Raw genomic sequence first — 12,828 nt, 5'->3', positions numbered from 1 at the left:
TTGCTTTTGGGTAATATTCAACCTTACTGTACAGTAGTGGAGCCATTCATCAAGTGTGATTTGCCGCCCTCGGTTTCCTGCTTCTCTTGCTTCATACTTCCTAGGACGGCTCGGAAGTTTTTTACACTTTCCTGTAAATCGTTTTTCTTTATCGTTTTATAAATAAATGTACTTAGTTCGTTTATATCTGCATTCTCCTCAATGTACTCAACATCTAAGCCTGTGATTACTGCCACCATTCCAACTATTTCATCAATAGCCATTCCTGTACCAACTATCAAAGTAGAAGAAAAATCTTTTGTGTCTTTCACCGCCAAAATATTTAATATGATTTGCGGTAATGCTTGGATATTATCAAAAAGCAACTTCCACTTTGCGATCGTAAGCTTTGGTATTTCAACATTCTTGTTTCCTAGCTTCACTGTGTCTTTTTTGAAATTGAATTTCACTTTATTACCTCCCCATTAAAAAAAGATGGGGATTTCTCCCCACCTCGTTATTAAACTGCTGTTGGATCACCAAAACCTACAAGTTTTCCGTCTGCATCCGGATAACCCTTGAATGTTACATCTGTAATTTGTTCATTATTATAATCGTATGTGTAATTTAGTTTAGCTCTAGGTGCAGCATTATAAATCGTAATGGTATCATCAGTTGTTGCTTTTTCGGATAATGGTTCAATCGTAACTGTATTCGCATAATCTAACAAACTAACTACTTTATTTGCATACACATCAACCCTAGCATCACCCACTTTTTCAGATCCTGGTATAACTAATAGTAAGGCATCCAAATCTCTCCTAGTCATCGGAACTTCGGCCATCACATTTCTTCCTATTACAATCTCATCAATAGGTGTATCGCCTGTTTGAGTAACCTTTATTTCTTTAGTTGTCTCTTCATAGGTAAACTTCACTGGACCTGCAGTTTTATCAATCACAAATGGTGTGTCGCCTCCAATATCAAATGTGACCTTACATGGTCCAATATGGACAGTATCTTTATCTGTTGGCATATTACCCCTCCTAAATTAATGTTAAAGTAAAATTGACCGAATATAACGGTCTATGGTTTTCATCTGTACCAATTGGAAAAGGTATCGACTGATCTGCTAAACAGATAACAATTCGATACCCCTCTATTTCAAATTCTTTTCTTTGATGGAAAAACTGATATATTTCATTTGCTTTTTGCTCTGTCTCTTTCCCTTCATTTTTCCCTCCTCTCACAATCGCTTGAAAAGATGGTCTTTTAAAACTTGTCCATTTGCTAGGAGTAAAACCACCTTCAAACCTCAAAAAAGCTGAAGAATCAGGAGAATTTGAGGGAAAATCATTCACAAAATAATTATAAGTAACTTCGTTTTCAAGGTACTCAGTAAGGGATTCTATAGAAAACATTTAGCTTGTCTCCCTCCTTATCTCAGATGCAACGTCATTCATGTACTTTGCATATTTCGCTTTAAGTGGACGAGATAAAAATTTAGGACTCGTTCCAGATGTGGTTGGATTCTTAAATTTACCCATTTCATGCAATTTAAGAGCATAATTATATTTCCAACCTGACTTTGTTTTAGATGTAGCTGTATAAACAACTTCACCTGTTACTGTATCCCCTCTTACATAAACCTCAACCTTTGCAGACATACGTAAATCCCCTGACTTCTTAGGCGCTAGTTTTTTGGATTCCTTCAACAAGTCATCTGCTGCCTTTTGCATCCCTTCTATAGCTCTTTCTTGAATGTTTTTCTTTGTTAAATCCAACCCTTTGAAAAGATTTGTGGTATCTATTTGTAAATCCATTACACATACACCACTGTCATTCGGACTCTTGAACTACTTTTTATAGTACTAATCTTTTCAGGGGTGCTTTTTTGTTTGTCTCCATTTTGGTCTGCCCATTCAATTTCATCATGGGTTTTTATACCTACTTGACCATGAAATAGAATTTCCGCTATAGAAGTGACTTCCTCACCATGATCATTTGTGATGACTTTCTTTTCTTCTTCTATTCTGCAGCTATATGTTTTTGTAGTAGGATCTACTGGATTCCCCCATTTATCAGCATGATTTGATTCATTTACAGTACATTTTTGATTAAATATATGTCTCATCTAACTGCCCTCCCTATATATGGCCCAATTAAAGCTAACACTACAGGAGGTAGATCATTAGTATCACCTTGCATGAAGGTTACAGAATATTGATTTCCAATACGCTCAGAAGCCTTTCCCCATTCTTCTGTATACAATACTTTTGCTTGAAATAAGCAGGCTTGTTCTAAGGATTTAGGGATATTATCCGCATAACCGGCATTATATTTAATTTCAATATTTCTCTGACCTTTAGGCCAACAAGATTCTCTAAACAATATCCCTTCTTCGTTTATTAAATCGTAATCGTTTACCTCTTCTTCATCCAATTTCACGTATTCTACGTTAGTAATGGGGTAATTTTTTGTAAATAAATGATCCCAGTCAGATCCACTATGTTTTTCATTATGCTCTTGTAGTTTAAATTTCCTACTACAACGTTTTTCTATAATTTCAGATGCAGCAGATAACAAAATTGATAGTTCTTCGTCTTGGCTTATATCACTTTCAGGAATCATTAATATTTTTTTGAGGCGTTCAATACTAGCTAACATATACTATCACCTCAGTCATTTTCTCTAGTTATTTCCTCAAAACGAGCCTGAGCTTCTTTTTTTCCCTTCACTTTTTCACCGTTAGGCAGTTCATACATACCACCTCCAACGTGTTTAGGGCCAACAGTTTCTGTTTTTTCTTCTGTTTTGATGTAACCAAGTTTTTCAAGTTCTTCAATTCTTTCTTTTTTCTCAGATGTAAAGGTGTCACCCTTTTTAAAAACATTTGTGGAATACTTATCTCTAAAATCTTTAATTACTTTACTTTCAAACATCTTGCGCCCTCCTTTATTCAAAAGAAAAAGGTGAGAAATTAATCACATTCTCACCTTTATTGATTACATATTATTTTTTATTAAGCTTCAGGAACTTCAGGAACTACTTTAGCAATACGGAATGCTGTTTTAAGCTTAATTTGATGATCAAACCACGCAGTAACAACAAAGCTTTCAATACCTGTTTTTACATCTTTATCCCTGTCGTAAAGAACATCTAAATCATAATTGAAATGAGAGTAACTAAAATCACCTACAATTGGGTTTACAGCGGAATCACAAAATACAACTGGTTTACCAAGAACTTGTTCAGGTTGAGCTGCGAATAATGTAGAACTTCCATTTGATAGCTCTTTAATAATGTTTTTATAATCTTGATAACGCATAACTATCCTTGCATTTTCACGATAATCTTCATGTAAATCAGCAATTGCATCTGTTATAGCATCATACATGTTACTTGCTGATTTTTCAGTAATCCCTACTTTATAGAATGACATATGTTCCTCTCCTGCTTTTGGAGTTGTTGCAAAAGCAACTTTCTTTTCTTTGGCAGCTACTCCTGATTGTAAACCCATTTCAACTGTTGATACTAAATTAGCATCAGATCCATTAAGAACTGTTTCAGAAACACCTGCAAACACCTTAAACTTCTTACGACCAAAAGAAACAGTATCCCCATCTACTTCCAATTCCTTAGCTGTAGCTTTGTCGCTAATAAAATCATCATCATCTAGTGTAAAATTCATTTTTGGAATTTCTAAATTTGGGATCTGAGTAATGTTTGATAATCCACGCAATTGATTTTTAACAAATGGTTCTACTAGAATTTCATTTGAAACCGTTTTTGGCAAGAATTTATTTCCGCCAGTTGTATCGTCATCTCCAAGTGCTTGGAAAATATCTTTTGACACTGCTTGCTTACTCATAGTGGCACGAATTATTTCCGCCTTTGCTTGCATCTTACGCTGAGAAGGTTCCGTCGCATCAATAGGATTAGAAGCATTTTTAGCAGCTATTTTCGCTTTTTCTTCAGCTTCTAATGTATCGTGCTGTTCCTTAATGACATCAAAACGCATTTTTAAATCTTCTTTTGATTTTTGTAACGTCTGAATATCCTCAGATGTTGCAGCTGGATCCACTGCCTTTTGTGCTAATTCTGTTTCTACTTTTTGTAACTGTTGACCAATTGTGTTTAAATTTTGCTTCAATTCATATAATGTTTTCATTATTAAATTCCCCCTAAAATCGTTTTAATATATTCTGAATTAGCTTTCGCTTCTTCTGCTATTCTTTTACGTTCAGCCATTTCCGAATCTGAAAATGTTGATTTTTTCTTTTGTTTTAACTGTTTCGGAACATTTTTATAATGCATGAATAGTTCATCACTAATTGATGCTGCCATTTGGTTTTCTTCTTCAATTACGTCACACAGACCATACTGGAAAGCTTCATCAGCAGAAAGCCATGTTTCTTCATCTAGCATTTCTTGAAGTTTTTCATCGGTCAGTTTATCCCCTGATTTTTGTAAGTAGGTTTGTTTGCTAGAGTTACCAATGCGGTCAAGATCATCTGCTTGTTTCCTAAATTCTTTTGCATTACCACTCGCAATAGTCCAAGGGTTATGGATCATAAGCATCGAATTTTTAGGCATATAGATTGTATTTCCAGCCATCGCTATAACACTTGCAATTGAAGCAGCTAACGCATCAACATACACATTCACTTTCGCATTATGTCTTTTTAACATGTTATAAATCGCTATACCCTCAAATACACTCCCTCCCGGTGAATTAATGTATAAATTAATAACATCTACTTCTCCGATTTCGTCTAAGTCATCTTTAAATGAATTAGACGAAACATCTTCTGGGAACCAATCTTCCCACACCCACCTAACAATGTCCCCATAAATAAAAATATCTGCTGAACTTGTATCGTTAGCAGACATCTTCATTTCCCAAAATTTCTTTGGAACATTATTCTTTTGTTTCTCCGTCAATCTTCTCACCCCCTTTACGTTGAGTAGGGTCCATCTCCAAAGGATACATATCCCCACTAACCCATAATTCATCTGCTTTACCTCCACGTGGGGGTAAGTCTTCCCATTTCCTTACTTCATCTCTACTAAGCCACCCATTACGTAAACCATTATGATATAAGGCGGTTCTTGCGGCTGTGTCACCTCTCAATAAAGCACCTACATTAAATTTGAAGTAATATCCACTTCCCCTTTCTTGTTCATTTAGTAATTTACGATCAAATTCTTGTTCATACTGTCTTACAATAGGCATTAATGTGAGTTGCACAAATACACGCATTAATTGTTCACTACTGGAATAACTTTGGCCCTCTGTATCATTTAAAAAAGTAACTGGAACATTATAGACATTAGCCACACGAGAACGTGTAATTTTTTCTGATGTAAATGTATCTGCAGGAATGTATTTTCTTTGAATTTCTTTAATCTCAACACCTGGTTCTTGAAATAAAACACCACCATTGTCCTTGTAAAACCTTTTAAAATCTTCAATAACCCTCTTACGCTGTTCTTGATCCACCGTCCTATCGTATTTCAAGATAAAAGAGTGTGCTGCACTTGTCATTTCATTCAAACTAAACTCACGTACCGCCTTATCGTAATCACTCGTGTTGATTAGAACCTTAATGGGGTTTATTCCTGTTAAATTCCCTGATCCGACAATATGCTTTAAATGTAAGATATCTAAATTATGAAAATAATAGGTTCCATTATCACCTATCACCTTATACCACAACTCTCCACTATCTTTATCGAATAAAGGTTCTACATACGTTGAGATAAGTGGTGTAATACGCGATACTTGCCCTCTTATATCTCGTTCAATAAGTGCATAGGCATTTCCAGTTTCATTTCTCATTGTTTCTATATTTCTAATCAATTCAAATGAAGTCATGTAAGCGTTAGGGGTATTAATCAAAACATCTGATGATGGATTCATGACTGTGTCGTAATTTTGATGTAGCTTTAAAGGTAATGAAGCCATACTGTTTGATAATCTCGAGACAACACTAAAAATAGTTTCATTTGTTGCTAGTTTTGTGTTATCTGTACCCCAAAAAGAACGACCAAACCAACTAGAAAAGTCAAACCCCTTACCTTTCCACCCTGCGACAGCCCCCTTTATGGCACTTCTAAATCTTTTTTTCCATCTCAATCCCTCACCTCCTTCTTAATTCATTAGATCTTTCATAGATACTACGTTTATATCTCCACTTCCCTTAGGTTCTACCATTAATTTCATGACTTCAGAGTGAGAATTTAATACAGCAGCAAATCCATCTATTTTCCTGTAACGATTTTGTTTAGTTGGCAACCAATTTCGGTTTCTATCCTCAACCAATTTGACGTTGTTGATATACCATCTAAGCATTCTATTGTTATTAAAGATAACTTTTCCGTCTAAAAATAATTCTTTTATATCCTTTAGTGCCGGACTAAGAGTTAAGGCCCCTTGTCTAACTACTTCCATTGCAAAACCATAAGCATCCAAGTCTTTTACTAGTCGGTAAGCTTTAGCAGGATCATAAGTTATTTTTTGTATATGAAAATACTTGGACTTTTCAACGAACCAATCATATATATCTTCTTTAGTGATATACTCACCTTTGGATATAGTTAAAAGACCTTCATTTTGCCATTCTAAGTAGGGGATTTTCTCATTATTAAGTTCCACTTTCTTTTCAGGAACCCAAGAATGAGAAAGCACAAAAACCTCACCTGTATCTAAGAGAGGGATTTCTAGGCATGCACTTGTAAAATCTTCAGTTTCGGATAAATCAAACCCTCCAACTGCTGTCATACCTTTCAACTGTTCAACATCAAGATTTTTATTGTTTTTTTTAAGTGTGGAAAAATCTAAGAATGACATTTCATCTGATTTCACAAATATATTGAATCTTTTAACAATCATATCTGATTTTTCTTTAGGCACATTCTTTCTCTTGTTCCAAGCGTCAATAAGTTTTTGTAAATCAAATGTCACACCTAAGTTTGGGTTTGCTTTGTACCACATTTCAGGGTTATCAATTTCTTTTTCACTATCTAATTCTGCAATATAATAAAATGTTCTTTCATCGTTAATTACTCCCTCTAAAACATCTGTGGCCATTTCGTAATAATCAACTAATGGTCCATCAAGTTGATATCCTGCAGTGGTTATATAAAGTAATAATGGTTGTTCCCTAGCATCTATTGAGTTTTTTATGATATTAATCAGATCGTATTCTTTGTACTCATGGATTTCATCAAATAAAGCCATGTGAGTATTTAAACCATCTAATTTTTCTGAATCCGATGCTTGGGGTTCAATTATGGAGTTAGTTTGTTCATATTCTATAATGTCTCTCAACGCTTTTATTCTTTTCTTTAATTTGGGAGAGGCCTTTATCATCTTTTTACATTCATCAAAGATAGTTTTTCTTGCTTGTTTCATACTGTTGGCTAAAACATAGATATCAGCCCCTCTTTCTCCATCCTTTGTACACCCATATATTGATAATCCTGAAGCCAATCCTGATTTCCCATTTTTACGAGCAACAAAAATAAGGCCCTCAGTAAAGCGCCTTAACCCTGTGTCTTTATGAACCCACCCATATAAATTACCAATAATGAAATGCTGCCAAGGTTGCATAATCATTTGCTTAAACTTCCCTTTAGACGGTTTGCAAAAAGTCTCGATAAACTTAATGGGCCTATGCCCTTTTTCTACATCAAAAACATAAGGAAAATCATCATTCCCTTGCCTTTTTAAGTCATTCAAGTGCCTTCTACAAGCTAAAACCACCTTATTTGATGCTATGATTATTCCCTTTACTACTTGTTCAGCATACCAATTGGTTAGGAGTGTCTCAGACGGTTTTCCTAAAATAGAAACACTAAAACTATTAGAAGTTGTCGAATCCGTCATCATCCTCGTTCACCACTTTCTTACGCTGTGCAGGAGTTAGGCCAAGAGACTTCAAAAGGTTATTCAAAGTTTGCACCGTCTTAGTCAGTTCAATGGAAAGGGGGTTTTTTATAAGGTTGGGAAAACCTGCTTTATTCGTGTGTTCATACATCAAATCACCATTCTTTACTTCCTTTTGCAACCTCCTATAAAACTGATGCGTTTCAATATAAAGTTTAATTAACTCCTCGTCTGATTCCTCATAAGAGTCACCTAAATATTCACGTATTTTCTTAGCAGTGGGTACAGCCATATTTGCGTTACCCCCCTTTCATGAAAAATTCTTCTGCGGTGTGAACGAATGTGCGGGTCCGGTCTCTGGATATCTTACTCTTAACTTTATGGGTAGGGGGGGCTATCCACTCAGATTTATCACCTTTTCTATAGCTGCATCCCTACACTCTTCCTTATTACAATAAGCTTCCCAATTTTGTGGTTGTTCTTGTTCTAGTTCATCACCACAGTTTGTACACTTAGCTTTCATTGTCACCCCTCATACCTCCTCAACATTGGCTTTCACTTCTATCACCTTAATTCTTCTTGATCTTATTTCTGCTCTATCTTTTAATTTCTTTCCTTCCCCTTTCTCAGGGTGAAGTTGGTTATGACATGTTGCACAAACACTCTCTAAGTTATTAGGATCTAATGCTAACTCTGGATAATCTTCTAACTCTTTGATGTGATGTACTATGTTTGCTTGTGTGAGTCTATCCATTCTTAAACACCTTTGACATAAGTAACTATCTCTTTGTAATACAAATAACCGCATAGACTTCCATGCAGCACTTTTATAAAATGGTTTTGTTGTTTTCATTTATTTATCGAACTCACAACCAATTAGATCTATCACACCTATGTTCCCATCACTACAATGATGTGAGGATATCATATTCACCGCTGTATCACCCCATTCCTTTGGAAACTGTGCGCCAATAGTAAGATAGACAACCGCTAATGTACCATCAGGTACATGTGAATCTTTAACTACCTTGCCACATCTTCTACACTTATAATCTAACGAAGCTCCTTTGCTCATAATATCCCCTCCATTTCATGCTTCTTTTTTCTATTCTTTTTTATCTGGATGAACACTCATAACTGGCCCTTTACATTTAGGACACTTTATTCCATCCCGTATCTTATGATTTGTTTCTTCATAACCGCATGCTTTATCAATACAATAGTGTGTCATTAGTTTACTCTTCATTTGCTTCTTCAGCGTAACCATCTTTTATTAGAATTAACTCTTCTTCCTTATCTAAAGAAATTTTCTTGCCAATAGGCACTTCTTCCCCATTAATTCTCATAGGCCATAAACATATAACATCCATCAATAATACCTCCTATTAATTTCTAACTTCTTTTGTTTTCACTTACTGGTAGCAACCTAAAATAGTCTTCAATATTAATAACACCCTCCGCATCTACCGCACCAACATACACTCTTCTTTTCTTAGAGTCCGTTGTGAAATACTCCTCAGTCTCTTCATACAATGTAGCCTTGAATTCTTCTCCTTCTTTTACTTCGGCTACAACTCCGTTGACGTTATTGGTCACAGTAAAACTCTCTACAGATTTAACGTAAATATGTTTCATCTTTCATCATCCTTTCTTATAATCGATATCACTCAGTATCTTGAGATACCGTTATATACTACTCTTCACCAAAACACCTTCATCCACCAACTCAAATAAATACGCTTCTTCAATTAGGTATTCAAATAGTTCGTCATACATTAAACCAACCCAAGACATTCCTGTATCTGAATCCTTTTGATCAAGTAAATGTGCTTTTATGAATTTATGAAACCTTTCTTTATCTTCAACTTTATATCTATACTCTGTTTGTTCTTCATCATCATCAACATGATAATTACCCTCATACCCTTCAAAGGCTATTGCAATACCTTCTTCATCTAATGCAATCTGTTCTAACTCCTCTATTTTCTTTTGTTGGTATTCTACAGTAAGCATTAACCACTTATAACTATCTACTAATTCAGAACTTAACATTTCATTATCTCTCATATAAATTAATCGATCATAAAAGTCATATAGTTTTTCATTCGTCATTCTTATCAACCTTTCTTTTTTTATTGTTTTAGACATAATAAAAAGCACTACTGTAAGTGCTTGAAGTTAAACATTATATTCAATCTCATCCAATCCCTTTTCTACTCTCCACTCGTTATATTCTTTTACTGCAACCTTTATTCTCTTGTTAGCCCATTTCAGTTGTATTTTATTCTGTCTTACAATCTCGCTAGATGTCTCAATGTTAGTCTTAATTTGTTTTTTATAAGCTTCCTGTTCCTTTAACCATGATTCCATTTGCTTGATGTATATATCATCTTGTTTTGTTAACTTAGCCATTAATACGTGTCCTCCTCTCTCTCACCCTTTTCCCCAAAGACACTTTACCTTCTTTAATCTCTTTGCTTATTCTGTTATGTTCCTTTCTCGCTTCTTCCGATTCCCCGACTAATTGTTTAAACTCTTTAGTAAAAGCATCCATTCTCATTCACTCCTATATTGATCTCCCATGCCTACGCTCTTTCCTGTTCCTTGCATGTGGTGTAGCCATATGTGTTGTACTTCTAATGAATCTGTTCCATAGTTTCTTGAGCATCTACTATACCTCCTCATTATGTTCATTAGAAATGTAGCAAACCTCATCTAAATTAATCAAAACGTTTCCTAATGCTAGTTTGTTTTTACCTTCAACACACCAATCATTTTTCAGTTCTTCAAATTCTTCATCATTCAACTCAACACCTACAAATCTCCCGTTAGTAAACCAAAATTTATATTTAGTCATTTTTTCTTCCTCATTCCTTTCAACCACCATTTACTCACCCCATATAATACTTATATTTAATTTGCTATTTGGAATAATATAAAAGCAAGTTGTTTGTATTAGTCCCTGTTGAGAGTAATCTTAATAGGGACTTCTTAACGAATAATCTCACTAACCTTTAAAAAGAATAATGCATCAGCTTCAAACTCTTCTCCAATCCTATTGTTATCTTGATCTACTTCCACTACAGTAACATCAACTTCATATCCTCCATAATGATTAACCTCAATTACCTCATAACTCTTATCACTGAGTTCAGATTCTAGAAAGTCACCATTTTCAACATGAAATCCACACAAATCCTTCATATGCATAAACTCTCACACCTCCTATAAAATACAAATAACGGTGATTATTAACGCTCACCGCTAGCGCTCCCGATCTGTTCCTTAATCGCTGGAATCACAATAGAGTAGAAAGGAGGTCCGATCAACACACAACCTTTAATTTAACTCTCAAAGGTAGTCATGAGAATGTGTTGTCTTAGGCAGGAACAGAGTGTATATCAATAATGAGTTGTTAGTTTGCTTATCATCCTTGGCTCCCCACCCCAATAGCCATATAAAATACATTTGATTGTTTATCAATCATTTAACTGGATGATTATTTTTCCCAACAAAAAAAAGACGTATCTCTACGTCCTTTCTGTTATCCGTTTAAATATAAGATCTTATTTTCAAACTATAGTTCTATAACGTGAATACTGTGGCTTTAAGACTTCGTGAACCTGCAAAAATGACTAAAGTCTGACCTGCAGTTCTAGTACATACAAGTTCATACGTATTGATCCCAGTATGTGGATTTTCATCTAATACAGGAAAATTAGGGAAGTTTGTATGTCTTCCATTTGCAACTGCAGTGATATAGTCCATTTCATCATTAAGCGATGCAATGATTTGGTTATCGTCTCGGATAACTTGATATGTTACAGCAAATTCTATAGCGCTACCTGGCGGAAAAGTTGGTAGTACAGCAATTTGAACCATTGAATCGAGTGATACTTGTGTTTTCAGTGGGTTTTTCACACAAAAATTAATAGTTGCAACGGGTGTAGCTATACTAGAGGGAAGTACAATTGTGCCTTCCCCTCCATACGGATCATCAACTGAAACCGTATCAGCCACAACAAAAGGACCTTTATCTAATCCCATAAAATCGCCTCCCAACTCATTAAATTAAAATATCATTTCACATTATCTTATGAAAATTCTAATCAATTTGCTTGGACTCTTATCTATGGGCTGTAATGTAAAAAAGAGCGCTTATGTGCGCCCTTCCTTTATATCTCATAATATAATATTACCATGGTTTAACCGTCAGTTGACCGTCTAATTACCGTCAATTTACCGTCAATATTTCCACTCTCTTTCTAATACTCCCCAAAGTTTTAATGTGTTAGTGACTGAAACTAATCCTTCTATCAATCTCCGATCAAATGTCTTTGAACTAACAGTGTAAGGCATGAAATTCATAGCTTCTTTGTAGCTGTACCCTCTTAGGTGTCTATAGTACATTGCTTTCCGTTCTTCTTCGTCTATAATCAAGGCTACTGCTCTTTCTATAGCTTCTGAAAGTATTTTATATTCCAAGTATATCAACCTTCTCTTCTCATCAAACACTACAGTGTTAGCGGTCTTATTTGAATAGTATTCCTCATTACTTTCCTTCTTTGCTGTTTCTCCTTCAACATCTGTTTGGTACATGTCAGAAGCATGTTTTTCAAAGTCCTTCATCAAACTTTTCATATCAGGGTATTTTTTTAAGTAAAATTTCGTTTGTTCTTTATCTTGTTCAGTGATACTTGGAAATAACTCTATCATTTTCCCACCCCCAAATGAGCGCTTATTCTTTTGATTTCTCCTTTTCTCGAAGTCCTTTTTCAAACCTTTCATTAACCCAACCCGATAACTCTTCAAAACGAAATCCTCGACTACAATTCGGACATGTAGGTATCATTCGTTCACCATGTCTTTTACGATAACTCCGTTCTAACTCTTTGAATACGACCATATGTGGTTTATAGTTTTCTATTTGTTTTCGTTGTTCTAATAGGTGCTCGGTT

Annotated in this window: 24 protein-coding genes and 1 pseudogene; all 25 read right to left on the bottom strand. The window is 35.0% G+C overall.

All coding sequences use genetic code 11. From position 1 onward, the window contains the following. Nucleotides 1-23: 23 nt before the first annotated feature. The gene (locus Q5Y73_RS09550) at nt 24-449 is read right to left on the bottom strand and encodes a hypothetical protein (protein ID WP_305991665.1); all 426 of its coding nucleotides are present in this window, start codon (nt 447-449) and stop codon (nt 24-26) included. 50 nt (nt 450-499) lie between these two features. Further along, nucleotides 500-1,015: a hypothetical protein gene (locus Q5Y73_RS09545; protein WP_305991664.1), complete on the bottom strand. Its 516-nt coding sequence runs from the start codon at nt 1,013-1,015 to the stop codon at nt 500-502. Between the two features lie 10 nt (nt 1,016-1,025). Beyond that, nucleotides 1,026-1,400, bottom strand: coding sequence for a minor capsid protein (locus Q5Y73_RS09540; protein ID WP_305991663.1), 375 nt, complete (start codon nt 1,398-1,400; stop codon nt 1,026-1,028). Next, entirely contained in the window at nt 1,401-1,802 is a 402-nt protein-coding gene (locus Q5Y73_RS09535; protein ID WP_305991662.1) for an HK97 gp10 family phage protein, read from the bottom strand. Then, entirely contained in the window at nt 1,802-2,113 is a 312-nt protein-coding gene (locus Q5Y73_RS09530) for a hypothetical protein (RefSeq protein ID WP_305991661.1), read from the bottom strand. Before Q5Y73_RS09530 ends, Q5Y73_RS09535 begins: the two co-directional genes overlap by 1 nt. Continuing rightward, nucleotides 2,110-2,646: a head-tail connector protein gene (locus tag Q5Y73_RS09525; protein ID WP_305991660.1), complete on the bottom strand. Its 537-nt coding sequence runs from the start codon at nt 2,644-2,646 to the stop codon at nt 2,110-2,112. The genes Q5Y73_RS09530 and Q5Y73_RS09525 overlap by 4 nt, the downstream gene beginning before the upstream one ends. Before the next feature lie 11 nt (nt 2,647-2,657). Next, nucleotides 2,658-2,921, bottom strand: coding sequence for a hypothetical protein (locus tag Q5Y73_RS09520; protein WP_305991659.1), 264 nt, complete (start codon nt 2,919-2,921; stop codon nt 2,658-2,660). An 80-nt stretch (nt 2,922-3,001) separates the two neighbouring features. After that, complete coding sequence (locus Q5Y73_RS09515; RefSeq protein WP_305991658.1) at nt 3,002-4,150, bottom strand: phage major capsid protein; 1,149 nt, start codon at nt 4,148-4,150, stop codon at nt 3,002-3,004. 2 nt (nt 4,151-4,152) lie between these two features. After that, nucleotides 4,153-4,878: a head maturation protease, ClpP-related gene (locus tag Q5Y73_RS09510; RefSeq protein ID WP_371320190.1), complete on the bottom strand. Its 726-nt coding sequence runs from the start codon at nt 4,876-4,878 to the stop codon at nt 4,153-4,155. Between the two features lie 22 nt (nt 4,879-4,900). Further along, nucleotides 4,901-6,118, bottom strand: a complete 1,218-nt coding sequence (locus Q5Y73_RS09505; protein ID WP_305991657.1) for a phage portal protein — start codon at nt 6,116-6,118, stop codon at nt 4,901-4,903. A 15-nt stretch (nt 6,119-6,133) separates the two neighbouring features. Further along, on the bottom strand, nt 6,134-7,873 hold the full coding sequence (locus tag Q5Y73_RS09500) for a terminase large subunit (RefSeq protein ID WP_371320183.1): 1,740 nt from the start codon (nt 7,871-7,873) through the stop codon (nt 6,134-6,136). After that, entirely contained in the window at nt 7,848-8,162 is a 315-nt protein-coding gene (locus tag Q5Y73_RS09495; RefSeq protein WP_305991655.1) for a P27 family phage terminase small subunit, read from the bottom strand. Before Q5Y73_RS09495 ends, Q5Y73_RS09500 begins: the two co-directional genes overlap by 26 nt. 102 nt (nt 8,163-8,264) lie before the next feature. Further along, nucleotides 8,265-8,399: a hypothetical protein gene (locus Q5Y73_RS09490; RefSeq protein ID WP_305991654.1), complete on the bottom strand. Its 135-nt coding sequence runs from the start codon at nt 8,397-8,399 to the stop codon at nt 8,265-8,267. 3 nt (nt 8,400-8,402) lie between these two features. Continuing rightward, entirely contained in the window at nt 8,403-8,678 is a 276-nt protein-coding gene (locus Q5Y73_RS09485) for an HNH endonuclease signature motif containing protein (RefSeq protein WP_305991932.1), read from the bottom strand. A 45-nt stretch (nt 8,679-8,723) separates the two neighbouring features. Next, nucleotides 8,724-8,945: a hypothetical protein gene (locus Q5Y73_RS09480; protein ID WP_305991653.1), complete on the bottom strand. Its 222-nt coding sequence runs from the start codon at nt 8,943-8,945 to the stop codon at nt 8,724-8,726. Between the two features lie 160 nt (nt 8,946-9,105). Next, a complete protein-coding gene (locus Q5Y73_RS09475) occupies nt 9,106-9,240 on the bottom strand; it encodes a hypothetical protein (protein WP_305991652.1) in 135 nt (44 codons plus the stop codon). 22 nt (nt 9,241-9,262) lie between these two features. Then, on the bottom strand, nt 9,263-9,505 hold the full coding sequence (locus Q5Y73_RS09470) for a hypothetical protein (RefSeq protein ID WP_305991651.1): 243 nt from the start codon (nt 9,503-9,505) through the stop codon (nt 9,263-9,265). 51 nt (nt 9,506-9,556) lie between these two features. Then, nucleotides 9,557-10,018 carry a hypothetical protein gene (locus Q5Y73_RS09465; protein ID WP_305991650.1) on the bottom strand — a complete coding sequence of 154 codons (462 nt, stop codon included), beginning with the start codon at nt 10,016-10,018 and terminating at the stop codon, nt 9,557-9,559. Nucleotides 10,019-10,048: 30 nt separating this feature from the next. After that, on the bottom strand, nt 10,049-10,282 hold the full coding sequence (locus tag Q5Y73_RS09460; protein WP_305991649.1) for a hypothetical protein: 234 nt from the start codon (nt 10,280-10,282) through the stop codon (nt 10,049-10,051). Then, the gene (locus tag Q5Y73_RS09455; protein ID WP_305991648.1) at nt 10,275-10,424 is read right to left on the bottom strand and encodes a hypothetical protein; all 150 of its coding nucleotides are present in this window, start codon (nt 10,422-10,424) and stop codon (nt 10,275-10,277) included. Before Q5Y73_RS09455 ends, Q5Y73_RS09460 begins: the two co-directional genes overlap by 8 nt. Before the next feature lie 117 nt (nt 10,425-10,541). After that, complete coding sequence (locus Q5Y73_RS09450) at nt 10,542-10,727, bottom strand: hypothetical protein (protein WP_305991647.1); 186 nt, start codon at nt 10,725-10,727, stop codon at nt 10,542-10,544. A 134-nt stretch (nt 10,728-10,861) separates the two neighbouring features. Beyond that, nucleotides 10,862-11,080, bottom strand: a complete 219-nt coding sequence (locus Q5Y73_RS09445) for a hypothetical protein (protein WP_305991646.1) — start codon at nt 11,078-11,080, stop codon at nt 10,862-10,864. Nucleotides 11,081-11,455: 375 nt separating this feature from the next. After that, entirely contained in the window at nt 11,456-11,917 is a 462-nt protein-coding gene (locus tag Q5Y73_RS09440; protein ID WP_305991645.1) for a hypothetical protein, read from the bottom strand. A gap of 198 nt (nt 11,918-12,115) precedes the next feature. Then, nucleotides 12,116-12,586, bottom strand: a complete 471-nt coding sequence (locus Q5Y73_RS09435; protein ID WP_305991644.1) for a hypothetical protein — start codon at nt 12,584-12,586, stop codon at nt 12,116-12,118. 22 nt (nt 12,587-12,608) lie between these two features. After that, nucleotides 12,609-12,828, bottom strand: a pseudogene (locus tag Q5Y73_RS09430) (hypothetical protein); the annotation flags it as partial.

Origin of the sequence: Chengkuizengella axinellae (assembly GCF_030730905.1) — a bacterium.
Classification (GTDB): domain Bacteria; phylum Bacillota; class Bacilli; order Paenibacillales; family KCTC-33759; genus Chengkuizengella; species Chengkuizengella axinellae.
Note: the sequence above shows the minus strand (reverse complement) of the source record. Positions and strands in the feature narration are given on the sequence as shown.